The organism is Mesorhizobium australicum WSM2073, assembly GCF_000230995.2.
GTDB classification, from domain to species: domain Bacteria; phylum Pseudomonadota; class Alphaproteobacteria; order Rhizobiales; family Rhizobiaceae; genus Mesorhizobium; species Mesorhizobium australicum.
Genome location: NC_019973.1, coordinates 1,599,671 through 1,625,662, shown reverse-complemented (window position 1 = coordinate 1,625,662; position 25,992 = coordinate 1,599,671). Strand labels below are relative to the sequence as shown.

The 25,992-nt window shown below is 62.6% G+C and carries 25 protein-coding genes and 1 tRNA gene; 12 read left to right on the top strand and 14 right to left on the bottom strand.

Annotation, left to right across the window (positions count from 1 at the left end; genetic code table 11):
* Window positions 1-2: 2 nt before the first annotated feature.
* Together cobS and MESAU_RS07745 are read right to left on the bottom strand one after the other, a co-directional pair.
* Complete coding sequence (gene cobS / locus MESAU_RS07750) at window positions 3-989, bottom strand: cobaltochelatase subunit CobS (protein WP_015315506.1); 987 nt, start codon at window positions 987-989, stop codon at window positions 3-5.
* 123 nt (window positions 990-1,112) lie between these two features.
* Complete coding sequence (locus MESAU_RS07745; protein ID WP_015315505.1) at window positions 1,113-1,742, bottom strand: J domain-containing protein; 630 nt, start codon at window positions 1,740-1,742, stop codon at window positions 1,113-1,115.
* 179 nt (window positions 1,743-1,921) lie between these two features.
* Here MESAU_RS07745 and MESAU_RS07740 point away from each other — a divergent pair, with 179 nt between their 5' ends.
* The gene (locus MESAU_RS07740; RefSeq protein WP_015315504.1) at window positions 1,922-2,224 is read left to right on the top strand and encodes a BolA family protein; all 303 of its coding nucleotides are present in this window, start codon (window positions 1,922-1,924) and stop codon (window positions 2,222-2,224) included.
* A gap of 41 nt (window positions 2,225-2,265) precedes the next feature.
* On the opposite strand, the gene MESAU_RS07735 is transcribed toward MESAU_RS07740, so the two are convergent.
* Entirely contained in the window at window positions 2,266-3,819 is a 1,554-nt protein-coding gene (locus MESAU_RS07735; RefSeq protein WP_015315503.1) for an acetolactate synthase large subunit, read from the bottom strand.
* Between the two features lie 291 nt (window positions 3,820-4,110).
* On the opposite strand from MESAU_RS07735, the gene MESAU_RS07730 reads away from it, so the two are divergent.
* The 3 genes from MESAU_RS07730 to MESAU_RS07720 are packed head-to-tail and all read left to right on the top strand — an operon-like array spanning window position 4,111 to window position 8,947.
* Window positions 4,111-6,060 (top strand): PrkA family serine protein kinase, encoded by a 1,950-nt coding sequence (locus tag MESAU_RS07730; protein WP_041163660.1) that lies wholly within the window; start codon window positions 4,111-4,113, stop codon window positions 6,058-6,060.
* Between the two features lie 19 nt (window positions 6,061-6,079).
* The gene (locus MESAU_RS07725) at window positions 6,080-7,393 is read left to right on the top strand and encodes a YeaH/YhbH family protein (protein WP_015315501.1); all 1,314 of its coding nucleotides are present in this window, start codon (window positions 6,080-6,082) and stop codon (window positions 7,391-7,393) included.
* Window positions 7,394-7,402: 9 nt separating this feature from the next.
* Window positions 7,403-8,947 carry a SpoVR family protein gene (locus tag MESAU_RS07720; RefSeq protein WP_015315500.1) on the top strand — a complete coding sequence of 515 codons (1,545 nt, stop codon included), beginning with the start codon at window positions 7,403-7,405 and terminating at the stop codon, window positions 8,945-8,947.
* A 69-nt stretch (window positions 8,948-9,016) separates the two neighbouring features.
* Here the strand turns inward: MESAU_RS07720 and MESAU_RS07715 are convergent, their stop codons facing one another.
* From MESAU_RS07715 to MESAU_RS07700, 4 genes are all read right to left on the bottom strand, one after another.
* On the bottom strand, window positions 9,017-9,820 hold the full coding sequence (locus MESAU_RS07715; protein WP_015315499.1) for an alpha/beta hydrolase: 804 nt from the start codon (window positions 9,818-9,820) through the stop codon (window positions 9,017-9,019).
* Between the two features lie 161 nt (window positions 9,821-9,981).
* Window positions 9,982-10,872, bottom strand: coding sequence for an HlyC/CorC family transporter (locus MESAU_RS07710; RefSeq protein ID WP_015315498.1), 891 nt, complete (start codon window positions 10,870-10,872; stop codon window positions 9,982-9,984).
* A gap of 1 nt (window position 10,873) precedes the next feature.
* On the bottom strand, window positions 10,874-12,010 hold the full coding sequence (aroB, locus tag MESAU_RS07705) for a 3-dehydroquinate synthase (protein ID WP_015315497.1): 1,137 nt from the start codon (window positions 12,008-12,010) through the stop codon (window positions 10,874-10,876).
* Window positions 12,007-12,618, bottom strand: coding sequence for a shikimate kinase (locus tag MESAU_RS07700; RefSeq protein ID WP_015315496.1), 612 nt, complete (start codon window positions 12,616-12,618; stop codon window positions 12,007-12,009). Before MESAU_RS07700 ends, aroB begins: the two co-directional genes overlap by 4 nt.
* Before the next feature lie 212 nt (window positions 12,619-12,830).
* Between MESAU_RS07700 and MESAU_RS07695 the strand changes: the two genes are divergently transcribed.
* The 5 genes from MESAU_RS07695 (at window position 12,831) to MESAU_RS07675 (ending at window position 16,814) form a co-directional block, all read left to right on the top strand.
* The gene (locus MESAU_RS07695; RefSeq protein ID WP_015315495.1) at window positions 12,831-12,983 is read left to right on the top strand and encodes a hypothetical protein; all 153 of its coding nucleotides are present in this window, start codon (window positions 12,831-12,833) and stop codon (window positions 12,981-12,983) included.
* A 36-nt stretch (window positions 12,984-13,019) separates the two neighbouring features.
* The gene (locus tag MESAU_RS07690) at window positions 13,020-13,937 is read left to right on the top strand and encodes a site-specific tyrosine recombinase XerD (RefSeq protein WP_015315494.1); all 918 of its coding nucleotides are present in this window, start codon (window positions 13,020-13,022) and stop codon (window positions 13,935-13,937) included.
* Between the two features lie 98 nt (window positions 13,938-14,035).
* Complete coding sequence (locus tag MESAU_RS07685) at window positions 14,036-14,986, top strand: acetyl-CoA carboxylase carboxyltransferase subunit alpha (protein ID WP_015315493.1); 951 nt, start codon at window positions 14,036-14,038, stop codon at window positions 14,984-14,986.
* Between the two features lie 243 nt (window positions 14,987-15,229).
* On the top strand, window positions 15,230-16,561 hold the full coding sequence (locus tag MESAU_RS07680; protein WP_015315492.1) for a L,D-transpeptidase family protein: 1,332 nt from the start codon (window positions 15,230-15,232) through the stop codon (window positions 16,559-16,561).
* Between the two features lie 10 nt (window positions 16,562-16,571).
* Window positions 16,572-16,814 carry a sulfurtransferase TusA family protein gene (locus tag MESAU_RS07675; protein WP_015315491.1) on the top strand — a complete coding sequence of 81 codons (243 nt, stop codon included), beginning with the start codon at window positions 16,572-16,574 and terminating at the stop codon, window positions 16,812-16,814.
* A 4-nt stretch (window positions 16,815-16,818) separates the two neighbouring features.
* On the opposite strand, the gene MESAU_RS07670 is transcribed toward MESAU_RS07675, so the two are convergent.
* Window positions 16,819-17,913: a CobW family GTP-binding protein gene (locus MESAU_RS07670; protein WP_015315490.1), complete on the bottom strand. Its 1,095-nt coding sequence runs from the start codon at window positions 17,911-17,913 to the stop codon at window positions 16,819-16,821.
* Window positions 17,914-17,980: 67 nt separating this feature from the next.
* Complete coding sequence (locus MESAU_RS07665) at window positions 17,981-19,147, bottom strand: D-alanyl-D-alanine carboxypeptidase family protein (RefSeq protein WP_015315489.1); 1,167 nt, start codon at window positions 19,145-19,147, stop codon at window positions 17,981-17,983.
* A 238-nt stretch (window positions 19,148-19,385) separates the two neighbouring features.
* Here MESAU_RS07665 and MESAU_RS07660 point away from each other — a divergent pair, with 238 nt between their 5' ends.
* Both MESAU_RS07660 and MESAU_RS07655 read left to right on the top strand, forming a co-directional pair.
* A complete protein-coding gene (locus MESAU_RS07660) occupies window positions 19,386-20,549 on the top strand; it encodes a M20 aminoacylase family protein (RefSeq protein WP_015315488.1) in 1,164 nt (387 codons plus the stop codon).
* An 86-nt stretch (window positions 20,550-20,635) separates the two neighbouring features.
* Window positions 20,636-20,712, top strand: a tRNA-Arg gene (locus MESAU_RS07655).
* A gap of 64 nt (window positions 20,713-20,776) precedes the next feature.
* Here MESAU_RS07655 and MESAU_RS07650 read toward each other — a convergent pair.
* The gene (locus tag MESAU_RS07650) at window positions 20,777-21,667 is read right to left on the bottom strand and encodes a LysR family transcriptional regulator (RefSeq protein WP_015315487.1); all 891 of its coding nucleotides are present in this window, start codon (window positions 21,665-21,667) and stop codon (window positions 20,777-20,779) included.
* A gap of 103 nt (window positions 21,668-21,770) precedes the next feature.
* Here MESAU_RS07650 and MESAU_RS07645 point away from each other — a divergent pair, with 103 nt between their 5' ends.
* Window positions 21,771-22,640 (top strand): SDR family oxidoreductase, encoded by an 870-nt coding sequence (locus tag MESAU_RS07645; protein WP_015315486.1) that lies wholly within the window; start codon window positions 21,771-21,773, stop codon window positions 22,638-22,640.
* Window positions 22,641-22,700: 60 nt separating this feature from the next.
* Here the strand turns inward: MESAU_RS07645 and MESAU_RS07640 are convergent, their stop codons facing one another.
* The 4 genes from MESAU_RS07640 to MESAU_RS07625 all read right to left on the bottom strand — a co-directional run bounded on the left by MESAU_RS07640 (window position 22,701) and on the right by MESAU_RS07625 (window position 25,908).
* Window positions 22,701-23,585 carry an MBL fold metallo-hydrolase gene (locus MESAU_RS07640; RefSeq protein ID WP_015315485.1) on the bottom strand — a complete coding sequence of 295 codons (885 nt, stop codon included), beginning with the start codon at window positions 23,583-23,585 and terminating at the stop codon, window positions 22,701-22,703.
* A 210-nt stretch (window positions 23,586-23,795) separates the two neighbouring features.
* Window positions 23,796-24,266, bottom strand: coding sequence for a DUF2231 domain-containing protein (locus tag MESAU_RS07635; RefSeq protein WP_015315484.1), 471 nt, complete (start codon window positions 24,264-24,266; stop codon window positions 23,796-23,798).
* A gap of 267 nt (window positions 24,267-24,533) precedes the next feature.
* Entirely contained in the window at window positions 24,534-24,887 is a 354-nt protein-coding gene (locus MESAU_RS07630; protein ID WP_015315483.1) for a cupin domain-containing protein, read from the bottom strand.
* A 127-nt stretch (window positions 24,888-25,014) separates the two neighbouring features.
* A complete protein-coding gene (locus MESAU_RS07625) occupies window positions 25,015-25,908 on the bottom strand; it encodes a sugar phosphate isomerase/epimerase family protein (RefSeq protein WP_015315482.1) in 894 nt (297 codons plus the stop codon).
* Between the last annotated feature and the right edge of the window lie 84 nt (window positions 25,909-25,992).

The following is a 25,992-nucleotide window of genomic DNA, read 5'->3' as shown; positions in this document are numbered from 1 at the left end:
GCTTAGCCCAGCACCACATTGGCCGCGCTCTCGGGCAGATCCTGGCCGAAGGCGCGCTGGTAGAACTCGGCAACCACCGAACGCTCCAGCTCGTCGCACTTGTTGAGGAAGGTCAGCCGGAACGCCATGCCGACATCGCCGAAGATCTCGGCATTCTCGGCCCAGGTGATGACGGTACGCGGGCTCATCACCGTCGACAGGTCGCCATTGATGAAGGCCGAGCGCGTCATGTCGGCGACGCGCACCATCTTGTTGACGATGTCCTTGCCCTTGGTGTCGCGATAATGCTTGGCCTTGGCCAGCACGATGTTCACTTCATTGTCGTGCGGCAGATAATTCAACGTGGTAACGATCGACCAGCGGTCCATCTGCGCCTGGTTGATCTGCTGGGTGCCGTGATAAAGGCCGGTGGTGTCGCCCAGACCAACCGTATTTGCGGTCGAAAACAGCCGGAACGCCGGATGCGGGCGGATGACCCGGCTCTGGTCGAGCAGCGTCAGGCGGCCGGACGATTCCAGCACGCGCTGGATGACGAACATCACGTCCGGACGGCCGGCGTCATACTCGTCGAAGCAAAGCGCGACATTGTGCTGGTAGGCCCAAGGCAGGATGCCGTCGCGAAATTCGGTGATCTGCAGGCCGTCCTTGACCACGATCGCGTCCTTGCCGACAAGATCGATACGGCTGACATGGCTGTCGAGATTGACGCGCACGCAAGGCCAGTTGAGGCGGGCGGCGACCTGTTCGATATGGGTCGACTTGCCGGTGCCGTGATAGCCCGACACCATGACGCGGCGGTTGTAGGCAAAGCCCGCGAGGATCGCCAAGGTCGTCGCCTTGTCGAACAGATAATCGGGATCGACATCGGGCACATGCTCGCTGGTGACCGAGTACGCTGGCACCACCATCTTGGACTCGAAACCGAATTTCTCCTTCACCGACACCGTCGTGTCGGGCAGGTTGGCGATGTCGCGATCGACCTTGTTCATATCTCTCAACGTCTCCACGGGCGAAACGTCGCGTTTCGCCGGCAATCCATTTTGTTCGGGGGCGGTCTTAGAGCCTTTTCCAACCTTATGAAAGTTGGAAAACGACACGAACCATAGGGTCGCTCAGCACAGGCCCGCCTGTTTGAGCACGCGATAGGCCTGAAGCACATCGCGGAACCGGTCTTCCGAACCTCTGTCGCCGCCATTCGCATCCGGATGGTGACGCTTCACCAGTTCCTTATAGCGCGCCTTGATGTCCTTGCCAGTCGCCTTTGTATCAAGGCCAAGCGTTTCCAGCGCCTTGGCCTCAAGCGGCTTGGCCTTGCGCTCGCGCGCCTCGCGCGGATCCTTCGGTCCCTTGAACAGGTCGAACGGATCGCGCATGCGGTTGTAGTAGCCTGCGCGGCCGGAGCGCATCTGCGCCATGTCGGGCGAGGAACGCGTCGAGGCGCCGTTGACGCCCATCTTCCAGGTCGGCCGGTGGCCGGTCATCGCTTCCTTCTGGAAGCGCGCCACCTCGGTGTCCGGCACGCCGGAGAAGTAGTTGAAGCCCTTGTTGTACTCACGCACATGGTCGAAGCAGAAGCGGAAATACTCGCCCTCCTTCATGCGGCCGACCGGCGCGCGATGCGTCCCAGCCTCCTTGCAGCCATCCCACTGGCAGATCGGCGCGTGCGCCTTCACCTCCGCGTCCTTGTCGGGGCGGACGCGAATCTTCTCGAAATATTTGGGATACGGCTTCATCTTACCCATTTATGGGGCGTTCGCAGATGCGAAACAAGAATTGACATTTTCGCGATGATCGCCCTAACCGCTGAATCGCGGCTTAAAGCAGGCGGATGACCGATTTTGTTGCGCGCCAACGGCCCGGCGAAACCTATTTCGGGTTTTCACGGCGGCGCGCCAACCATATGTGGTGAAGGGAGAAGACGATGTCCATACAGGCGACCATGGAAGACAAGCTCAACAAGGCATTTTCGCCCGAGCGGCTGGTCATCCTCAACGAAAGCCATCTCCACGCCGGCCATCATCACGTGGAATCCGGTCACCACGCTGAGTTCGATGGTACCGGCGAGACACATTTCCGTGTCCGCATCGTCTCGGCGAATTTCGTTGGCATGAGCCGCGTTGAGCGCCACCGCGCCGTCAACGAACTGCTGGCCGACGAGTTGAAGGCGGGCGTTCACGCGCTGGCTATCGAGCCCGCGGCGCCGGGCGAACAGACCCGCTGGTAAGCCAAATCCCGGAGCTGGTCCTGTAGCTCGTCTCGCGCTGCTCAGATTATCGCTTCGATCAGGAATGGCCCGCGCCGCGACAAGGCGGCATCGAGCAGCGCGTCGAACCGCTCGCAGGTGTCGGCACGCGCCGCCTCCACGCCCATGCCTTTGGCCAGCGAAACCCAGTCCAGCGCCGGATGGTCGAGGTCGAGCATGCGCCTGGCATTTTCGCCGATCGCGTTCACCCCGACATTGCGCATCTCGCCATGCAGGATCGCATAGGTGCGGTTGGAAAAGACGATCGTCACCACGTCGAGCTTTTCCCGCGCCTGCGTCCACAGGCCCTGCACCGTGTACATGCCGCTGCCGTCGGCCTCCAGATTGATCACCTTGCGGCCGGGACAGGCGATCGCCGCGCCTGTCGCCAGCGGAATGCCGCCGCCGATCGACCCGCCCGTGCCCATCATGTAGTCGTGCGGCGCGGCAAAGGCCGACAGCGCGAAGAAACGTCGCGCCGAGGTGACGGCCTCGTCGCAGACGATCGCGTCGCCCGGCAGCTTTTTGGCCACCGAGAGTGCAATGGCATCTTCCGTCAAGCTGCCGGTTGGCGTTGCTTCCTCGGGAAAGGCGCTTGCAACCAACGCCGGCTGCGATTGCCTGACGCCCAGTTCGTCGCCAAGCGCCTCCAGTGCCGCATGCAGATCCTGACCATGGGCGGCGAGCGTCAGCACCTGGCAATCGTCACGAACAAGCCTTCCCGGTTTTCCCGGATAGGCGAAGAAGGCGACCGGCTCCTTGCCGCCGACCAGCACAAGGACATCGATATCCCTGAGCGCTGCCGTCGCCGCGTCGACCGGATAGGGAATGCGCGTCGGCGCGACACGCCCGCGCCCGCGCTGCATGCGCGCGATCAAAACCTCGCTGAACAGCCTGACATCGCAGGCCGCTGAAATCTGGCCGGCGATCTCGAGGGCATCGGCCCGCGCCGCCCGTCCCCGAACGATCATGCCGGCGCGCCCGGGAGCGGCACGGATCGCGGTAGCCACCGCTCGCACGGCGTCGATGTCGACGGCTGGCGGCGATGCGAGTTCCACCTTGCCGGGCGAAACCGCGTCGGCGTCGCCCCAGGCGGCGTCCGCCGGCAGGATCAGCGTGGTGACACCCGGCGGTGTCAGCGAGGCGCGAAAGGCCGCCTCCGTGGCCGGTTGGACATCGGCGGGCCCTCCGATGCGGCGCACCCACTTCGACATCGGCGCCGCCAGCCCCTCGATATCGCTGGTGAGCGGCGCGTCGAGCGGCAGATGGTAGGAGGCATGGTCCCCGACGATGTTGATCATCGGGCTGAAGGCGCGCCTTGCATTGTGCATGTTGGCCAGCCCATTGGCGAGGCCCGGGCCGGTGTGCAGCAGCGTCGCGGCGGGACGATCGGTCATGCGCGCATAGCCGTCGGCCGCACCCGTCACCACCCCCTCGAACAGGCCGAGCACGCAGCGCATCGACGGCTTGCGGTCGAGGGCCGCGACAAAATGCATTTCGGATGTGCCGGGATTGGCGAAGCAGACGTTCACGTCATTGGCCAACAGCACGTCGCACAGAACATCGGCGCCATTCATGCGAATTTTCTCCCATTCACGAAGAGCAATTGCACCCGCGGATATCGGCACGGCAATATCCCGCCGCCGTTTTTGGCATGATCCAGCCACGGAATGGGCGAGCGACGGTCGGCAGGATCAGGCGACCGTCGATTTCAGGAACGCTGGCGCGGCGGCGTTCGGCGCATTGCCGTCATCTCCGCCGAAATCGCGGTTGATGGACGGCCATTCGGGCCGGAGCGACGGAACAAACAATGCCTTCCCGCAGTTGAATATGCGAGCCCCATCAGAATGGCTCCGAAGGCAACGATCATGCGTGAGAACCAATCCGACGTCTTCCATCTCTTTTCGGAAATTTATGCGAACGCCGCCCAGGAAGAGATAAGTCTCCAGCAATATCTGCTCGCCTGCCGCGAGGACAAATCGATGTATGCCTCGGCGCCGGAACGAATGGTCGAGGCGATCGGCGAGCCAAACCTGGTCGACACCAGCAAGGACGAGCGGCTAGGCCGTATTTTCTCGAACCGGACCGTCAAGATATATCCCTCCTTCTCCGACTTTTACGGGATGGAAGATACGATCGAGCGCATCGCCGGGTATTTCCGCTATGCCTCCCAGGGCCTCGAGGAGCGCAAGCAGATCCTCTACCTCCTGGGTCCGGTCGGCGGCGGCAAATCCTCCTTGGCCGAACGGTTGAAGAAATTGATGGAGGAGCGCCCGATCTACACGCTCAAGGTCGGCAACCAGATCAGTCCGGTTTTCGAATCGCCGCTTGGCCTGTTCCATCCCGATCGCATGAGCGATCTCCTGGAGGACAAATACGGGATAGCCAGGCGCCGCCTGAACGGACTTATCTCGCCATGGGCGGCCAAGCGCCTCGACGAACTGTCCGGCGACATTTCCAAATTCAGCGTCGTCAAACTGATGCCGTCGCGGCTGCGCCAGATCGGCATCGCCAAGACCGAGCCTGGCGACGAGAACAACCAGGACGTCTCGGCCCTGGTTGGCAAGGTCGACATCAGGCAATTGGAAAATTTCAGCCAGTCCGACCCTGACGCCTATTCCTACAGCGGCGGGCTGAACCGAACGACGCAAGGCCTCCTCGAATTCGTCGAGATGTTCAAGGCGCCCATCAAGGTGCTGCATCCATTGCTGACGGCGACCCAGGAAGGCAGTTACAACGGCACCGAGAATTTTGGTGCCTTTCCCTACCAGGGCATCATCGTTGCCCATTCCAACGAATCCGAGTGGCAACAGTTCAAGAACAACAAGAACAATGAGGCGTTTCTCGATCGCATCCTCGTGGTCAAGGTGCCGTATTGCCTGCGCATCACCGAAGAGAGGCAGATCTACGAGAAGCTGCTGCGCGAGAGTGAATTGGCCTCCAGCCCTTGCGCGCCCGAGGTGTTGGACATCCTCAGCCGGTTCAGCGTCTCGACCCGCCTTGCCGAGCACGACAATTCGCCGCTGCACACCAAAATGCGCGCCTATGATGGTGAGAACCTCAAGGAAGTCGACCCGAGGGCGAAGTCAGTCCAGGAATATCGCGACGCCGCCGGCGTCGACGAAGGCATGACCGGCGTCAGCACGCGCTTCGCCTTCAAGATCCTGTCGCAGACGTTCAACTACGATACCAACGAGGTCGCGGCGGACCCCGTGCATCTTATGTACATCCTGGAAGAGGCGATCAAACGGGAGCAGTTTCCGAAGGAGACGGAAGCCGCCTATCTCGAATTCATCAAGTCGGAGCTGGCCGCCCGTTACGCCGAGTTCATCGGCCATGAGATCCAGAAGGCCTATCTGGAATCCTATAGCGAATATGGCCAGAACCTGTTCGACCGCTACATCGCCTATGCCGATGCCTGGATCGAGGACCAGGACTACAAGGACCCGGACACCGGCCAGATCCTCAACCGCGAGGTGTTGGACAACGAACTGTCGCAGGTCGAAAAGCCGGCAGGCATCGCCAATCCGAAGGACTTCCGCAACGAGGTGGTGAAGTTCACGCTGCGTGCCCGGGCACGCAACCATGGCCGCAACCCTTCATGGACGAGCTACGAGAAGCTACGCGAGGTCATCGAAAAGCGCATGTTCGGCCAGGTCGAGGACCTCCTGCCCGTGATCAGCTTCGGCTCCAAGCAGGATAGCGTCACCGAAAAGCGGCACAATGAATTCGTCCAGCGGATGGTGGAGCGCGGCTATACGGAACGGCAGGTGCGCCGGCTGGTCGATTGGTACATGCGGGTGAACAAGGCGGGCTGAGCGCAGTCCGAATGGTTGCATGCCGATCTTTATCGACCGCCGCCTGAATCCGAAGGACAAAAGCCTTGGCAACCGCCAGCGCTTTCTCAGGCGTGCCCGCGAGGAGCTCAAGCGCAGCATTCGCGACCAGATCCGCGCTGGGCGGATCGCCGACGTGGACGCGGAGCACGTCGTGCCGATGCCCGAAAGAGGCACTGGCGAGCCGACCTTCAACGACGCCAGGGACACCGGCCGGCGCCGGCACATCCTGCCGGGCAACAGGCAATTCTCCCAAGGCGACCTGATCCCCAAGCCCGGCCAGGGCGGAGGCATGGGCGGTTCGTCACCGGGAAAAACCGCGTCCGAGGACGACTTCCGGTTCGTGCTTTCGCGCGAGGAGGTGCTGGATCTCTTTTTCGAGGATCTCGAACTGCCCGACCTGGTCAAGCTCAACCTCAAGGAGATCCTTGCCTTCAAGCCGCGCCGGGCGGGTTTCGCCGCCACCGGTTCGCCAACCAATATCAATGTCGGCCGCACGATGCGCAACAGCCACGGCCGCCGCATTGCGCTCAGGCGCCCCAAGCAAGCGGCGGTCGACGCGATCATGCAGGAACTCGCCTTGCTGGAGGCGGCGCCGCCTGATGCTCAAACGCGCGAGCGCGTCGTGGCGCTCAAAGAAGAGATCGAGCGGCTGGAGCGCCGGCGCCGGCGGATTGCCTTCGTCGACCCGGTCGACATCCGGTTCAACCGCTTCGACCAGCGCCCGGTGCCGAATGCGAAAGCGGTCATGTTCTGCCTGATGGATGTGTCAGGCTCGATGGGCGAGCGCGAGAAGGACCTGGCCAAGCGCTTCTTCGTGCTGCTGCACCTGTTCCTGAAGCGACGTTATGAACGCACCGAAATCGTCTTCATCCGCCACACGCACGAGGCGCAGGAGGTGGATGAGGAAACCTTCTTCTACTGCACGCAAAGCGGTGGCACCGTCGTTTCCACCGCGCTCGAGGAGATGCATCGCGTCATCGAGCAGCGTTACCCCGCGAGCGAGTGGAACATCTACGCCGCCCAGGCCTCGGACGGCGACAATTTCGCCACCGATTCCGAGCGCTGCATCGCCCTGCTGAACGGCAAGCTCATGCGCCTGTGCCAGTATTTCGCCTATGTCGAGATCATCGACGAACGCGAGAGTCACATCTTCGGCGCGACTGAAAACGGGACGTCGCTCTGGCGAGCCTACAGCGCCATCGAATCGAACTGGCCGAACTTCCAGATGAGCCGCATAGCCACGGCCGCCGATATCTATCCTGTCTTTCGTCAGCTCTTCGCCAAACAGCCCGCGCTCCGGAAGAGCGCCTGAGGGGAAACCATGGCCAGGACAGCCAGCAAACCGGGTTTGCTCTTTTCCGGATCCGACTGGGATTTCCAGAAATTGTCGCACGCCTACGAGGCGATCGCGGCAATCGCCATCGAGGAACTCAAGCTGGACACCTATCCGGTGCAGATGGAAATCATTTCCTCGCAACAGATGCTCGACGCTTATTCATCGGTCGGCATGCCGCTGATGTACCGTCATTGGTCGTTCGGCAAGCATTTCCTGTACCAGGATTTTCTCTACCGCAAGGGTGGACGGGGCCTGGCTTACGAACTGGTGATCAACTCCAATCCCTGCATCGTCTATCTGATGGAGGAAAACACCATGGCCTTGCAGGCCCTGGTGACGGCGCATGCCGCGCTCGGACACAATCATTTCTTCAAGAACAATCATCTGTTCCGGCAGTGGACCGACGCCGGGGGAATTCTGAGCTATCTGGAGTTCGCCAAGGGCTACATTGCCCGATGCGAGGAGCGGCACGGACTGTCGGCCGTGGAAAGCATTCTCGACTGCGCCCACGCGCTGATGGAACAAGGCGTATTCCGATACCACAGGCCGCCAAAGCTGTCGTCGGAGCGGCAGCGTGAAGGGCTGCGCGAGCGCCTGGAATATGAAGAACGCTCCTACAACGACTTGTGGCGCACGCTGCCTCCCTCGCAGGACAGCAGCAAGACCGAGAAGAAGGACGAAGGCTTGGCGGAGCGGAAGAAATCGCTCAACCTGCCCGAGGAAAATCTGCTCTATTTCCTCGAGAAGAACAGCCTTGTCCTCGAGCCCTGGCAGCGCGAGATCATCCGAATCGTGCGTATCGTCGCGCAGTATTTCTATCCGCAGCGGCAAACGCAGGTGATGAATGAAGGCTGCGCCACCTTCGTGCACTACACCCTCATGAACGCATTGTTTGACCACGGCCAGATCAGCGAGGGCGCCATGCTCGAGGTCCTGCGCAACCATTCCAATGTGATCTTCCAGCCGGCCTTCGACGACCCCCGGTTCTCCGGTATCAACCCATACGCGCTCGGCCTCGACATGATGCAGGACATACAGCGCATTTCGACCGCGCCGACGGCGGAGGACCGCGACTGGTTTCCCGACATCGCGGGCCGCGGTGACTGGCGCGATGTGCTCCTGGACGCCTGGGCCAACCACCGCGACGAATCCTTCATCCGCCAGCACCTCAGCCCAGCCCTGATACGGAAATGGCGGATGTTTGTCCTCGCCGATCAGGCCGACGACGCACATTACGAGGTGGCCTCGATCCACAATGAGCGCGGCTACCAAAAGATACGTGCCGCGCTGGCCCAGAGCTACGACATCGGCGCGAGCCGGCCGGATATCCAGGTGGTGGATGTCGACCTGCTCGGTAACCGGCATTTGCGGCTGCAGCACAAGGTGAAGGAGGGCGTACTGCTCGACAGTGGCAGCCGCGACGCGACCCTGCGCCATGTCCGAAGCCTCTGGGGCTATGAGGTCAGCCTCGCTTCGGTCGACGCCGAAACCGGTGCGACGCTCAGCGAACGGTCAAGCAACGACTTTTGAATTTCCGCCCGGCGGCATCGGCGGCTGCCAGGCACAACGAGTGGAACACGCCACGGACAGCCGGTGCGCTCAACCGACCGTCGATTTCAGGAACGCCAGCGCGGCAGCGGTCAGCGCGTCGCCGTCCTCGCCGAAATCGCGGTTGATCGACATGTGCGTATAGGCGGTGCCGTCGAACAGCGTCACCTCGGTGCCGCTGGCGCGCAGGCGCTCGGCAAAGGCCGTGGACTGCTTGCCGCGACCGTCGGCGCGGGAATAGGCGATGAAGGTCGGCGGATGCTTGCGGCCATCGACATAGCTCGCCGGTGACAGTGCCGCCCACTGCGAAGGATCGGAAAAGACACGCGAATAGGCCCGCACCATGCCGCCACTTCCGGCAAGGGCGGCGAGATCGTAAGCCCTTGTATCGTCGAGAAGCAGGCCAGCGACGCCGGGCAATCCGCCGCGCATGCCGGTCAGGGCGATCAGATGGCAGCCGGCCGAATGCCCCATGCCGACGATGCGGTTGGGATCGCCACCATGTTGGGCGATGTTGGTCCTGACATACGCATAGGCCTTTTCCACGTCGCCCGCCTGGGTGGCGACATCAGCCTGCGGCAGCATGCGGTAGTCGATGGAGACGAAGCAGAAGCCGTTGGCAAGCAGGAAGGCCGGCTTGGCGTTCACCTGGCTGCGTTTGCCGGTCCGCCAGGCGCCGCCATGGACGAAGAAGACCACTGGCAGGTCTTTCGCGCCATCGGGCGCATAGATATCGAGCTTGGCCGGACCGTAGTCGACAGTTTCGGCGGATGGCGTATCTCGCGCCGCTCTCGTGCCGGTTGGCAACAAGGCAGCCACCGAGGCCAGGAGCAAGGTTCGCCGATCGATCGTCATCGGCGAAGAATGCATCCCGGCGGGCGGGAGTTCCAACGAAAGATTGGCAAGGCGACGGCTCGATGGCAATTCCAGGAAAAGTGCGCAGCGGTTTCCCGTCTGGAATTGCGTAAGAACAAAGAGTTAGAGCGGCTCGGAGAACCTACCAACACTGAAACGCTTTAACTGTCGCCGGCCGGCCGGATCCTGACCCTGGCAATCCGGTTCTTGTCGCGTTTCATGACGACGAAGCGCTTGCCGTGGAAGGTAAAAGCCTGCTTCTCCTCGGGGATCGATTGCGCCTCGTGGATGACGAGGCCGGCGATGGTCGTCGCCTCTTCGTCCGGCAGGTTCCAGTCGAGCGCCCGGTTGAGGTCGCGGATCGGCACCGTGCCTTCGACGACGACGGAGCCGTCCGCCTCCTGCTTGACGCCCTGGATGTCGACATCGTGCTCGTCGGCGATCTCGCCGACGATCTCCTCGATAATGTCCTCCAGCGTCACCAGCCCTTCGACCTCACCATATTCATCGACGACGACGGCAAAATGCGTCTTGCGGCGCAGGAAGGCGTTGAGCTGTTCCTGCAAGGTCGTGGTGTCGGGCACGAACCACGGTTTTGACGCGATCTTCATCACGTCGATCCGCGAGAAATCATTGCCGACTTCGTTCAGCGCGCGCAGCAGATCCTTGGCGTGCAGCACGCCGACGATGTTGTCGAGTGAACCTTTCCAAAGCGGCATGCGGGTGTGCGGGCTCTGCAGGATCTCGCGCACCACCGCTTCCGGCGCATTGTCGGCATTGACCGAGCGCATATTCGTGCGGTGGACCATGACGTCGGAAACTTCGAGCTCTTCGAGGTCGAACAGGCCGCCGATGCGGTCGCGATCCTCACGCACCACCTGGCCGTCGCGGCGGAAATCGTCGACCGCGCCGCGCAATTCGTCCTGGCTCGACCGCTGCGGCTCGATGCGCGACAGTTCATAGCCGAACATGGCAAGCAGGCGGGTGCGCACGGCAACGACCAGGATGACGAGGATGGCAAGAACGGCGAAGACGACCCAGCCAGTGTCCATCTCAGCCGGCTTTCCCGTTGCCTGGATGGTTTTCCCTGAGGAACGCCAGCACTTCCGAGGCCGGCACATCCTTGGCGATGAAGGCCTCGCCGATGCCGCGCGTCAGAATGAAGGTCAGCGCGCCGCGCGACACTTTCTTGTCCTGCGTGATGAATGAAAGCAGCGCATCCGCATCGGGCAAGTCGCCCGGAATGTCGGCCATCCGCCACGGCAGCCCGACGGCACGCAGATGCGCCTCGACGCGGGCCGCGTCGTCGGGGCTGGCGAGATTGAGCCGAGAGGAGAACCGGTACGCCAGCGCCATGCCGATGGCGACCCCCTCGCCGTGGACGAGGCGCGTCCCGTCATACTGCGTGGCGGCTTCGAGCGCGTGCCCGAACGTATGGCCGAGGTTGAGCAGAGCGCGGTCGCCGGTCTCGAACTCGTCGCGGGCAACGACATCGGCCTTGGCACGGCAGGCTTCGGCAATGGCCTCGACCCGCTCCGGTCCGCCGGCGAACACCTTTTCCCAATTCGTTTCCAGCCAGGCGAAGAAATCCGGCCGGTCGATCAGCCCGTATTTGGCAAGCTCGGCATAGCCGGCGCGAAATTCGCGGATCGGCAGCGTGTCGAGCACTTCGGTATCGGCCAGCACCAGCTTGGGCTGGAGGAAGACGCCGACGAGGTTCTTGCCGCGCGGGCTGTTGATGCCGGTCTTGCCGCCGACCGAGGAATCGACCTGCGCCAGAAGCGATGTCGGAACCTGCACGAAATTCATGCCGCGCCGCACGATCCCGGCGGCAAAACCGGTGAGATCGCCGATGACGCCGCCGCCAAGCGCGATGACGACGTCGCCGCGCTCCAGCCTGGCGGCCAGGAGGCCGTCGACAACCGCCTCGAGATGGGCAAAGCTCTTGGTTTTTTCGCCGGGCGGCATCGTGATGATCGCGGGCTGGATGCCACTCTTCTCGAGCCCGGTCCTCAGCGTATCGAGATGCGCGGCGGCGACGTTCTCGTCGGTCACCACAGCGGCGCGCGTGCCCGGCAGCCGGCGCGAAATCTCAGCGCCGGCACGCGACAGCAGGCCGGAGCCGATCAATATGTCGTAGGCGCGGTCGCCCAGACCGACCTCGACTGTGACTGGCTGATCCGCGCTCATGATTCGACCTCGCCCGTCGCGGCTATCGCATCGATGCCGAAATGCAGGCAGAGCGCCTCGATTACCTCGGCCGCGATGACCTCCTTGCGATCGTCGCGGGTCGGCACGGTGACGTCAGAGGTCGCATAGACCGGATAGCGTTCCGCCATCAGCCGCTCCAGCACGGCGCGGGGATCGGCGCTTTTCAAGAGCGGCCGGTTCTGCTTCTTGGAAACGCGGTCCATCAGAAGGTCGAGCTCGGCCTTCAGCCAAACCGAGACGCCATGGGCGGCGATGGCCTCGCGCGTCTGCGCGTTCATGAAGGCACCGCCGCCGGTCGACAGAACCTGCGGGCCGTTTTCCAGCACGCGCAGGATGACACGCTGTTCCAGGGCCCTGAACTCGGTTTCGCCATAGCGCTCGAACAGCTCCGGAACCGTCATCCGCGACACGCTTTCGATCTCCTGGTCGCTGTCGATGAAGGGCAGCGAAAGCATTGTCGCCACCTTGCGGCCGATCGCCGTCTTGCCGGCGCCCATCAGCCCGACAAAGACGATGGACCGGCTGCCCAGCCGGCCAAGCAGCGCGGCATGGGTCTCGCCTGGGGGATTTGCCTGTAGCGCGTTCATCGGCTGTTTCTTTGGGCCTCTTTGCCGGCGTATCGACATGAAAAGCCGGTTTGCGTCAAGCGTGCCGAGTGCCATGGGCCGATATGGACAGAGCGACGCTTGCATCGGAAGTTGCTAACAGGGGGTCCGCTTCTTCCTTGAATTGGCCGGATTGGCGTCCCATAAGGGCACAGGGTTTGGAAACGCAGAACAAGAAGACGGGCGAGAACTGAATGCCGACACTGTTTCGCTTTGTCGTGACCCTCGCGATTCTGGCCGGCATTGCCTATGGTACGATGTTCGCGCTGGTGATGTTCGTCGAGCCGAAAAAAGCCGAGATGAGCGTGCGTATTCCGCCGGAAAAGCTCAATCCGAAGAAAAACTGAACCCCAAGAAGACCGACTCGGAACCGCCTCAAGGACATGAACAGCGCCGCTCGCATCGAGGCCTTCCTGGAAATGATGAGCGCCGAGCGGGGAGCGGCGGAGAACACGCTTTCCTCCTATCGCCGCGATCTCGAGGATGCTTCCGGCGGGATCGATGGCGGACTTGCCCGCGCCGGCGCCGCCGACATCAGGGCCTATCTCGACGATATCGCCGCGCGCGGCTTCGCGCCGACCTCGCAGGCGCGCAAACTGTCGGCGATCCGCCAGTTCTTCAAGTTCCTCTACGCCGAGGGCCTGCGCGCGGATGACCCCACCGGCACGCTGGACAGCCCGAAAAAAGGCCGTCCGCTGCCCAAGACGATGAGCGAGGCCGAAACCGGCCGGCTGATCGATCGCGCCGCGCAGGAAGCCGGCGATGCCGGGCTCGGTCACGCCGACAGGCTGGCGGCCTTGCGCCTGCATGCGCTGGTCGAAGTGCTCTACGCCACCGGACTGCGCGTTTCCGAGCTGGTCGGCCTGCCGGTGACGGTGGCGCAGCGCGATGACCGTTTCTTCATGGTACGCGGCAAGGGCGACAAGGAACGCATGGTGCCGCTGTCGGCCAAGGCGCGTGCGGCGATGCGGAGCTGGCTTGACGCCCGGGCCAAGCTGCCCGCTTTCGCCAACAGCCCGTTCCTGTTTCCGGCGGCATCCGACAGCGGCTATCTCTCGCGCCAGGTCTTTGCCCGTGACCTGAAAGGATTGGCCGCGCGCGCCGGCATCGCCTCGGCCAAGATCTCGCCGCACGTGCTGCGCCATGCTTTCGCCAGCCATCTCCTGCAGAACGGCGCCGACCTGAGAGCCGTTCAGCAACTGCTTGGCCATGCCGACATATCGACGACACAGATTTACACCCATGTGCTGGAAGAGCGGCTGGTGCGGCTGGTCAACGATCATCATCCGCTTGCCGACTAGGCCTCATATCGCTATGTGAGGACGACATTTCACCGCCCGGAGCCTTGGTTTCAACGGTTCCGCGGTCATTGCCTTCCGACGTATCGGTCCGCCCAAGCATGTACAATTACCTCGATTTCGAAAAGCCGGTGCAGGATCTTGAGCTCAAGATCCTCGAGCTCAAGAAGCTTGCTGAGAACGGCGAGGCGGTCGATGTCGCCGATGAGATCACCAGGCTCGAGAAGCGCTCGCGCGACGCGCTGCGCGAACTCTACAAGGCGCTGACGCCGTGGCAGAAGGTGCAGGTGGCGCGCCACTCCGACCGGCCGCACTGCATCGACTACATCAAGGGCCTGTTCAGCGACTTCACGCCACTCGCCGGCGACCGCAATTTCGGCGAGGACCAGGCGATCGTCGGCGGCTTTGCCCGTTTCCGCGGCGAGCCCATCGCGATTCTCGGCCAGGAAAAGGGTTCGGACACGGCGAGCCGCCTGAAGCACAATTTCGGTTCGGTGCGCCCCGAAGGCTATCGCAAGGCGGTGCGGCTGATGGAACTGGCCGACCGTTTCAAGATCCCGCTTTTGACACTGGTCGACACGGCCGGCGCCTATCCCGGCGTTGGCGCCGAGGAGCGCGGCCAGGCCGAAGCCATTGCCCGATCGACCTCGGCCTGCCTTGGCCTGAAAGTACCGTCCATCTCGGTGGTCATCGGCGAAGGCGGTTCGGGCGGCGCCATCGCGATTGCCACCGCCAACCGCGTCTACATGCTCGAACACGCCATCTATTCGGTGATTTCGCCCGAGGGTGCCGCCTCCATCCTGTGGCGCGACACGACGCGCTCCAAGGACGCGGCGACCAACATGAAGATCACCGCGCAGGATCTTTTGGAACTGAAGGTCATCGACGCCATCATCCCCGAGCCGATGGGCGGCGCCCAGCGCGCGCCCGAAACGGTGATTGCCGCGACCGGCGATCTCATCGCCAAGACGATGAAGGAATTCGCCGGCGCCAACATCGATTTCCGCGAACAGCGCCGCGAGAAATACCTGGCGATAGGCCGCAGCCTCTGACGCCGCTTGGGCGGCGGAACAGGGCTGACGGAAACTGTCTGTCCACCCCAAATGTGGCGGCGATGAGCAGTTTCGCCACAAAAATGCCGCCCCATTCGGTTCAATGAAATCACCGCGGGAGATTGGCCGAGCCTTGCGGTAAGGAATTTTCAAGGTTAACGGGCTTACGGTCCGTCAGTGTTCAGCATGCGGGTGTGGCTGTTTCGAAGCCATTGGCCCGAAAGAAAAGACATAGCCTTATCCATGTTTGCCAAGCTTGCTCGTACTGGAGTTCTTGCCGCCTCGATTGCCGTCGCGGGCTGTAATGATTCGTCGATGAAGGACTTTGCCCCGGAAGCCAACAAGCCGCTGCCCGACAAGATCCTTGCCGATATGAGAGCCAAGGGCATGGTCCGCACCTCTTCGGTAATGGCGCGCATCTTCAAGGAAGAAGGCAAGCTCGAGATCTGGAAGGCCAAGACCAACGGTCGCTACGACATGGTGGCGAGCTACGACATCTGCAAATGGTCGGGCAAGCTCGGGCCGAAATATACCGAAGGCGACCGCCAGGCGCCGGAAGGTTTTTACACGGTTCGCCCGTCGCAGATGAATCCGCGCTCGAATTACCATCTGTCGTTCAACATCGGCTTTCCCAACGCCTATGATCGCGCCAATGGCCGCACCGGCCAGAACCTGATGGTCCATGGCGCCTGCTCTTCATCGGGCTGCTATTCGATGACCGACGCCCAGATCGAGCAGATCTACGCCTTCGGCCGCGACGCCTTCCAGGGTGGCCAGACCGAGTTCCAGATCCAGGCTTTTCCGTTCCGCATGACCGCCGCCAACATGGCGCGCTACCGCAACGACCCTAATTACGAATTCTGGAAGATGCTCAAGGTCGGCTACGACAATTTCGAGGTTACCAAGGTGCCACCGAAAGTCGACGTCTGCGAGAAGCGCTACGTCTTCAACCAGGTCGCTCCCGATGGGCAGACCTTCAATCCGACCGGCCCCTGCCCGGCGACCACGCAGCCGGATTCGCTGAAGAGCGCCTATAACGCCTATCAAAGCACCTATGACGCGGCCTTCAACAGCGCGCTCAAGGCCAGCGTGCCGCCACCCAAGCCGACGATTGCCGGCATCAAGGAAGCCAGCATCGTCTCCGACTGGTCCAAGCGCCGGGCGCGTGGCGAGCGCGTGCCGATCGATCCGCCGTCGCTCAACACCGACGGTTCGGTCACCGAGACGGCGCGCATGGGCCGCATCGATTCGCCCGCCGGTCGCAAGATGGCCGCGCTCGACGCCGAAAAGGCTGCCAAGGAGAAGGCCGAGCGAGAGCGGGTGGCGGCCATAGAAGCGGCAAAAGCGGCGAAGGAAGCCGCCAAGGCGCAAGCGTTGGCCGAAAAGGAAGCTGCCAAGGCGCAAGCCGTGGCTGCGAAGGAAGCGGCCAAGGCCGCCAAGGAAGCTCCGGTTGCCACCGCGACCATCGCGGCTCCGGCGGAGGCCGCGCCGGCAGCCGAGACGCAGGCTGCGAGCGCCGACGAAAGCCGGGTTACGAAGCTGAAGAACAAGCTGCTCGGCATGTTCGGCGGCTGAGGTTTTCACCTTGGCCGAACTGATAGCTATCTACGACCTCAAGGGGCTGAACTGCCCTTTGCCGGTCCTCAAGGCGAAAAAGCGCCTGGCCGGGATGCAGCCCGGCAGCAGGCTCTGGCTCGAAACCACCGACCCTCTGGCTGTTATCGATATTCCTGCCTTCTGCGCCGACAGCGGACATCAATTGATCGAGACGGCGGCGATGTCCGGTGGCCATCGCTTTCTGGTCGAACGCGGCGAATACCAATCGTAGGAGGCTAACGTCCGGCGATCGCCAGCGGATTGTTTTCCAGCGCCGCGCGGTCGGGCGTGTCGACCGACGGCCGGTTGATGAAGGCGGCGAACAGCCGGCGCACATAGTCTTCCGGCATGTCGAGCGTAATCAGCACCAGCCGCGTGCCGCGCTGGCTGTCCGGCCAGAACGGCAATCGCACCGGCGGATGCAGGATCTTCTGGACGCCATGCACGACCAAGGGCCGCGACGGATCCTCCTGCAATTCGATGACGCCCTTCATCCGCAGCAGGTGCTCGCCATGTGTGGAACGCAGGAGATCGAGGAACATCTCGATGGCTGAAAACGGCACCGGCCCGTCATGCACCAGCGAACGGGTTTTTACGCGCTGATCGTGGCGATGGGCATGGTCATGGTCATGATGGTCATGGTGGTGATGATCATGCGTGGCCTCTTCGCCGAGCCAGCGCCGCACGTCGGCGGACTTGGTCGCAGGATTGTAGAGACCGCAGTCGAACAATGCGGCCACCCCGGTTTTCGCCTCCCCGGCATCGAGCAGTCGTGCCCCGGGATTGATCTGCCGCAAGCGCGCGCGCAGCGTGTCGAGGTCGCCGTGATCGGTGGCCAGATCGGCCTTGGAGAGCACGATGCGGTCGGCCACGGCGACCTGCTTGACCGCCTCGACATGCGCATCGAGCGTAGCATTGCCGTTGACCGCATCCACCAGGGTGATGACGCCGTCGAGCCGAAAGGCCTGGACCAGCGCCGGATGGGCCATGATCGACTGCAGCACCGGCGCCGGGTCGGCCAATCCCGTGGTCTCGACGATGACGCGGCCAAGCCGGGCGATACGGCCGGTCTGCAGCCGGTCGACCAGGTCGGCCAGCGTGTCGACAAGTTCGCCGCGCACCGTGCAGCACAGACAGCCGTCGGAAAGCTGGATGATGCCGTCGGAGGCCTGCTCGACCAGCAGATGGTCGATCGCCACCTCACCGAACTCGTTGATGATGACCGCGGTGTCGACGAGCGCCGGATCCTTCAGCAGCCGGTTGAGCAATGTCGTCTTGCCGGCGCCGAGAAAACCGGTCAGCACCGAGACTGGGATCGGGAAACCGCTCATCTGGTTCTGCCTTCTAATTTGAGCATGATCTCTCGCGAAAGCCGGATTTCACTTTTTGGATCGTGCTCTAATTCGCGACCTTGGCCGGCTGGTCGCCTTGCGCGGCGGCACCCACGACTTTCGGGCCCGTGCCGGCGGGTACCGGCTTGTCGGGCCGCCAGGTCGGGATTGGCACGTCGGCATATTCCTGCGCGCCCTCGTCAAGGATCGCCTTCGGCGCCGGACCCGTGGCGCCGCCAAGGCCGACGGCAACCAGTGTCGGCACATGGTCGAGCTTCTCCCGATAGGGCGATTTAGGCTGGTCCTTGGCGGCGGCCGGCGGCGGCGCCTCGGACTGCTCCGCCTTCCTCTTCTTCTTGCAGACTTCGTCATGCATGTCGTTGGGCGAGATCAGATCACCGTAGGGAGCGAGCGTGGTGACGGTGGTGGACCCGGCGGCAGGTGCGTCAAAGCCCTGATCGAGCAATTTGGCCGCGGCTTCGGCGCGGCTGACCGCCGACTTCTCGCCAAGCACGACCGCCACCAGCGTACGTCCGTTGCGGGTCGCCGACCCGATCATGTTGAAGCCCGACGGGCAGACAAAGCCGGTCTTCATGCCGTCGGCGCCGGGATACCGGCCGATCAGGAGATTGTAGTTCGGAATGGCCCTATTGCCGACCGCGAGCCCCTCGATCGAGAACCACGGCGCATATTGCGGGAACTCGCGGCGGATCGCCATCACCAAGATCGAAAGGTCGCGTGCCGTCGTGTACTGGTCGGGCGAGTAAAGGCCGTTCGGGTTGACGAAATGGGTGCCGTTCATGCCGAGCCTAGCCGCCTCGGCATTCATCCTTTCAGCGAAGGCGGCCTGCGAGCCGCCGACATTCTCGCCGACCGCCATGGCGATGTCGTTGGCCGACTTGACCAGCATCATCTTCAGCGCATTGTCGAGCCGCATCACCGAGCCGGGCTTGAAACCCATCTTGCTTGGCGGTTCGCCGGCGGAATGTTTGGTCACTTTGATCGGCGAATCGAGCTGGACTTCTCCGGCCGCGATCGCCCGGAAGGTCACATAGGCGGTCATCAGCTTGCTGAGCGAGGCCGGATACCAGCGCTTGAAGGCATCCTGGTGCTGCAGGATCTGGCCGCTCTTCAGGTCGAAGACCACCACCGGATTGGCCAGCGCTGGCCCAGCCAGGACGGACAGCATGATTGCGCCAGCCGGGAATAGTTTGAGGAAATGCCTGTACCGCATGATCGAATCCGAAATCGCCTCTTGCCCTGATTGCCCCTGGCTCCGTAAGATTTCATTACGTGACCGCCAGCATAAGGATCCGACCCTCAAAAACCGGACCGCATTATTGCGGTGCTATTTACCCTATGTGACGCCAACATGGCAAAGCGCCTGACAATCACAATTGCAAGGCACCCCCGGGCCCAATTGCAAACCACCAGGCTGAAGCCGGCTGCACCAACAACGAAATGGAACCATCATGCCAATCCTCAACCGCGCCGCCGAAATGCAGGACGAAGTCGCCGGCTGGCGACGGCATTTGCACCAGACGCCAGAACTGAACTTCGATGTCTTCAAGACGGCGGCCTTCGTCACCGAAAAGCTGAAAGAGTTCGGCTGCGACGATGTGGTGACCGGCCTCGGCAAGACGGGCGTCGTCGGCATCATTCGCGGCCGTCAGGGGGAAGGCCCCACAATCGGGTTGCGCGCCGACATGGATGCACTGCCGCTCAAGGAGATCACCGGCAAGCCCTACGCCTCGACCGTTCCGGGCAAGATGCATGCCTGCGGCCATGACGGCCACACCGCGATGCTGCTCGGTGCGGCGAAATATCTCGCCGAGACGCGCAATTTCACGGGCTCCGTGGCGGTGATTTTCCAGCCGGCCGAAGAAGGCGGCGGCGGCGGCAACGAGATGGTCAAGGACGGCATGATGGAGCGTTTCGACATCGCTAAAGTGTTCGGCATGCACAACATGCCCGGCCTGCCGGTCGGCCAGTTCGCCATCCGTCCGGGCCCGATCATGGCGGCGACGGCCGAATTCACCATCACCGTGAAAGGCCGGGGCGGCCATGCGGCGATGCCGCACGGCACGATCGATCCGATCGTCATCACCAGCCAGTTGGTCGGCGCCTTGCAGACGATCGCCTCGCGCAGCACCGATCCGGTCGAGGCGGTGGTGGTCTCGGTGACCAAGTTCCACGCCGGCGACGCCTACAACATCATCCCGGAATCGGCCGAGATCGCCGGCACCGTGCGCACGCTGAAGAAGGAAGTGGCCAGGAAGTCGGAAGAGCGGATCCGCGCCATCTGCGCGGGACTTGCCACCGCCTATGGCGCGACGATCGAGGTCGACTACGACGCGAACTACCCGGTGACGTTCAATCATGCGGATGAGACGGTCTTCGCCAGCGATGTGGCCGCCGACGTGGCGGGCGATGCCCAGGTGCACCGCGAGATCCAGCCGGTGATGGGCGGCGAGGATTTCTCCTACATGCTGGAAGCCCGGCCTGGAGCCTTCATCTTCATCGGCAATGGCGAGACCGCCGGTCTCCACAATCCGGCCTACGACTTCAACGACGAAGCCATCCCGCACGGCATGAGCTATTGGGTGAAACTGGCGGAGACGGCGCTAGCCGCCTGAGGCCGGTCTTATAAAGCGCCGGCCGAATTGCGTTCGGCCGGCCCTCTTGGCGAAACGATCCGAAGCGGCTATGTGTCGGGCCGCGTGGTCCCGTAGCTCAGTAGGATAGAGCGGCAGATTCCTAATCTGTAGGTCACAGGTTCGATTCCTGTCGGGATCACCATGCTTTCAATTTTACGATGGCTACGTGCAGTAAGCTGCCCGGTTGGCGACCCGCTTTCTACACGTCACTTGCCGACATAGGCGGCCAATTCATCGGGCGTCCCCATCGGGAATGCCTGCTTGAGGTAATCGAGGAACGCGGACACCCTAGCGCTTAGCAGCCGCCTGGACGGGTAGAGCGCCCACAAGGTGATGTCGCCTCCCTCGACATCACCCCAATGGATCAGCGAGCCGTCGGCTATGTCGTGACTGACAAGCGACACGGGGAGGCGGCCCGCACCGACCCCCGCTCGCACCGCACCCCGGACCATGATCAGCGATGACAGGGTCAGAACTGGCTGGATCGCGATAGTTGCCCGGCCAGTGGGCGTCTTCACGGCCCAGATCGGTCGATCGCCGGCCGTGCGCACGACCGCGGGAGCGGGGTGGTGTCCGGGCGGCCGCGCGAGGTCAGGGCTTGCCACGACCACCAGCCGATCGCGCAGGAAGACTCGTCCGACAAGGCTGTCATCCGGATCGGGATTGACCCTGATCACCAGATCAAATCCCTCCTCGATCATGTCGACGGAGCGGTCTTCCGTCGACACATCGAGCCTCACTTCCGGATACTTCAGCGCGAACCCGGCGGCGATCTTTCCCATCGCGGTCTGCGAAAAAACCAGTGGCGCGCTGATCCGCAACCTGCCTCGCGGCCTTTCACCTCCCGAGGAGATCGCTGCGGCTGTCTCGTCGAGTTCGGTAAGCAGCCGGCCCGCACGTTCGTACAGCGCGCGTCCTTCCTCCGTCAGCTTGAGCATGCGTGCGCCGCGTTCGAACAGGCGCAGACCAAGGCTGGCCTCAAGCTCCGCGACCCGACGCGACAGCGTCGCCTTAGGGCGAGTGGCAGCGCGGGCGGCACGCCCGAAGCCGCCGTGGCGCGCCACGATGACGAAATCAGCGAGAGCAACCAGATCCATGTGTTCCACCAGTGATACGCTGCGTTCAAATATCACACCTATTGGCCCATGTGTGAACCACTCATATTGGGGTCGTCAAGCAACCCAACTCGGAGAAACAATCATGACTATCCTCGTTACCGGCGCCACTGGCCGTGTCGGCCGCCAAGTCGTCCAGCAGCTCGTCAAGCGCGGCGCCGATGTGCGCGTCCTCGTTCGCGACATCTCGAAGGCTGACTTTCCGGCCATTGTAGAGGTCGTGCAAGGCGAACTGCTCGACATCGACGCGCTGCGCAAAGCGTTTGCCGGCGTCAACACACTGTTCCTGCTCAACGCGGTGTCGGGGGACGAATTCACCCAGGCGCTCATCACCCTGAACATTGCCCGCGAGTCGGGCGTCGAGCGGGTTGTCTACCTGTCGGTGATCCACAGCGATCGTTTCGTCAACGTGCCGCATTTCGCCGTGAAGTCCGGCGCGGAGCGGATGATCGAACAGATGGGCTTCAGCGCCACTATCCTGCGCCCGGCCTACTTCATCGACAATGAACTCATGATCAAGGATGTCATCTTCAACCATGGCGTCTATCCGATGCCGATCGGAGCCAAGGGCATCGCCATGGTCGACGCCCGCGACATTGCCGAGGTCGCAGCCGTCGAGCTGGTCCGTCGTGACCAGGCCCCGGGCAAGCTGCCGATCGAAATCATCAATCTGGTCGGCCCCGATACGCTGACTGGCTCGGATGTAGCGGCGATCTGGTCGGATGTCCTGGGCCGCCCGATTGCCTATGGCGGCGATGATCCTACCGGGTTCGAGCAGAATCTGGCGAACATCATGCCCAAGTGGATGGCCTATGAAATGCGCCTGATGGCCGAGCGCTATGTCGCCGACGGCATGCTTCCTGGGGCCGGCGACGTCGAGCGTTTGACAGGGATCCTGGGCCGCCCGCTGCACTCCTATCGCAACTTCGCGACTGAGCTTGCAGCATCGGTCTGAGGCCAACCGCATTCGCGCTCAGCCTCAAGCAGCTGGTAGTTCTATGGCTGGAATCAATCCCTACTTGGGCTTGTCGCTCGGCGTCCATTTGAAGTGGTCGCCGTCTTTCTCGATCTGCCCAATACCGGGGAACGGAAAGTGCGGTGCGAAGATCATCTCGTGGTCCTTGGCCAGCGTGGCCAAGGTCTTGGCCCTGTTCTGCTCACCTTCCGGCTTGTCGCCGTCGAACGCCACGGCCCAGTCCGGCTTGGCGAGCGAGATGATTGAGCTGTGCACCGTGTCGCCGATATCGAACAGCCGTTCTTTTCCGGACTTTATCTGATAGCCGACATGGCCGAGTGTGTGTCCCTTGAGCGCCACCGAGGTGATGCCAGGCGCGACCTCGGCGCCGGCCTTGAACGGTTTCACATGGTCGGCAATGACCTTGATGATATCGGCCGCATCCTTGTTGGACTTGGCAAAATCCCACTCCACGTCAGACATCCTTATCGTGGCGTTGGGAAAAGCCAGTTTGTCGTCCTTGACCAGCCCTCCAATGTGGTCGGGATGAGAATGGGTGATCAATATCTCGCTGACGTCAGCGGGTTTGATGCCGGCCTTGGCCAGGCTGTCCTGCAGCGCGCCGCCGACACCCGTGTCGATCAACACGACACTGGTCTTCGATTTGACCAGTAGGGCGTCGACGCTCAGCGTGATGGTATCGGTCGGCGCTCCCGCCGCCTTGAGCAGCTCGCCGACTTCCGCGGGGCTGTGATCGAGGCCGAAGGTCTTGCCGTCGTTGGGCTTGACGAACTGGGCGTCGTGCAGGGCGACGATGTCGAGTGTGCCAAGTTTGAATGACTTGGCATCCGGCTGCTGCGCCGGCATCTGCGCCATTGCCAGCCCGTGATGGAGCAGCATCAAGGTCGTTGTGGCCAACAGCCTGGTGGAATTGAACCTTGTCATGCGGGTATCCTCTGGCCGCGGAGGCGCGACCGTACCGGGAAGACAGCTGGTGCGGCGGACAATTCCGGGGTTGGCCGATCACAAATTCGCTTAGGGATATAGGTCTCGGGCACGGTCCGGCAATGGCGACCCGTCGCCGATAGCCCCTTCCTGGGACGGCTCGGCAGGCTGGGCATGGCGCATAGCCCAGAGGGCCCTATTCGTCCGCGCTCAGTGTCGGCTCACTTCGCCTGGACCATCGGCGACGCCCACGCGATGACGGTAGACCATTTCCCAGCCCTTCCAGCCCGTGAACAGAAGAATGAGAACCACGATCAGCGAGAGGACCAGGCCGGTGGGTACCACCGCCGTCTCGCCATGGGCATAGCGAGAGTACCAGTTGTAGAGTTCGATCAGGACGACGAGCACATTGCCGCCGGCGTGGAGCCACGCGTCACGCAAATTGCGGATTTGAACATCGCCAAGGACATCGGTCAGCCCGGCAAGAGCTGCCAAGGCGGCCATTATCAGGCCCGCCCCAAGCAGCCAGAGACTGGCGCTCACCCATCCCGGATTGCCTGTTCGCCAGAAGATCAGGTCGCAAACGAAGGTGGCGACGAAGAAAGCTATCGGGAAGGGGATCAGCATGGGATGGATCGGGTGGCCGCCAATGCTTGCCGTGCTTTGCGGGTTGCGGGCCATGGTAATGCCTCCAAAGGCAGTCGCGCGCGACTGCGGTGCATCTCTGAAAGACAGTGTGACGTAAAACGCCGGCTGCAGCTGAATGTTCCACAACCCAAAGCGGCAGAGCTCCGAAGCGGAAAGGCGCGCGGGAACAAACCGGTCAGGTGGCGGAGCTGGTTGAGTGAAGTCGTGGGCGGATAGCTTGCCGCAATAGGCGCAAAGCAATCCGTGCTTACCCGCCATGGCGAATCATGGCGGGCTTGCTTCGGCTGTGATCGGGCCGGCTCAGCCGACCCGCACGACAAAATGCTTGGTCACCGGCTCGATGATCTTCCAGGTGCCCTTGAAATCGGCTTCCACCACGAAGGCGTCGCCGGGGCCGACCTCGACCGGCGTGCCGCCGTCGGGCGTGATGATGATGCGGCCGGCGATCATGTGCACGAACTCATAATCGGTGTAGGTCGCATGATAAGTGCCGGGCGACGCACGCCAGGTTCCCGATATCACCTTGCCATCCGAAGTCGTGTGCTGGACGGCGGTCTGCATGGTCGGTTGGCCCTCGACCGCGATCCAGCCAGGCAGATCGCCAGCTTCCGCGTGCTCGACCGCGCCGAATTTCAGGATGGTCTTGTTCGTCATGCCGGGCTCCGTTTGCTTCATGTGTGCTGCGGGTCGGATAGCCGATGCACATGACGGGGGCAATGCCGTGCCATGCGAAACAGGCGCCGCCGCGCATTTCGGGCTGACCGGCGCGGAGCTGGAGTGGTTATGGCTTGTGCCGTGCCGAGACCAGCTCTGCCTTGCGTTGCGCCGTCTCCAGCCCGAGGCCGATGAAGGCGCGCGCGTGCTTGGCGAGCGCCATGTTGTCGGTCCACAGATTGCGCCAGATCGCCGTCTTCTTCGACAGGTTCTCGTCGACAATCTCCGAGGAGAAGGATTCGAAGCTGAGATCGTCGGCATAGCCGATTGCGGTCAGCGCATCGAAAATCCCTGCGAAATCGATGTTGCCGGTGCCGAGGAAGCCGCGATGGCTTTCGCCGATATGGACATAGCCGATCTTGGCCGCGGCGTGGCGGATGGCGAGCCCGACATCGGCTTCCTCGATGTTCATGTGGAACGTGTCGAGATGCAGGAAGATGTTGTCCGACCCCGTGTCCTCGATGAAGGCCAACCCTTGCGCGGCGGTGTTGAGCAGGTTGCTTTCGAAGCGGTTGACGATTTCGAGGTTGAGCGTGACGCCGGCTGCCCTCGCCGTCTCGGCGACCTTTGCCAGCGTTGCCGCGCTGCGGTTCCATTGATCGCGTGTCGGTGCCTCGATCTGCAGGCCATGGCTGGTCGAAAGAATGCCGGCGACCTTGCTGCCGCCAAGGTCGCGCGTCAGCGCGACGGTGTCGCTGAGGATCTCGACGCCGCGCGCGGCGATCGCCTTGTCGGCGCTCGAAATATCGCCGTCACCAGGCAATCCGATGCTGATCGCGACGCCGAGACCAAGATCGGCGATGCGTTTGGCAAGCCCGTCAATATCGACATTGGCGGGGTCGAGATAAGAGAATTCGATCAGGTCGAAACCGGCCTCCCTGGTATTGGCCAGCGTGCGTTCGAGCTCGTTCTGCGCCGAGCTTGCCGACCAGACGAAGGAATGGATTCCGATGCGCGACATGATCGTCTCCGGTTAAAGCAATTCCACGAAAAGCGTGTGGCGGTTTTCCGTCCGGAATTGCGTAAACAAAGAGTTAAGCGGCGA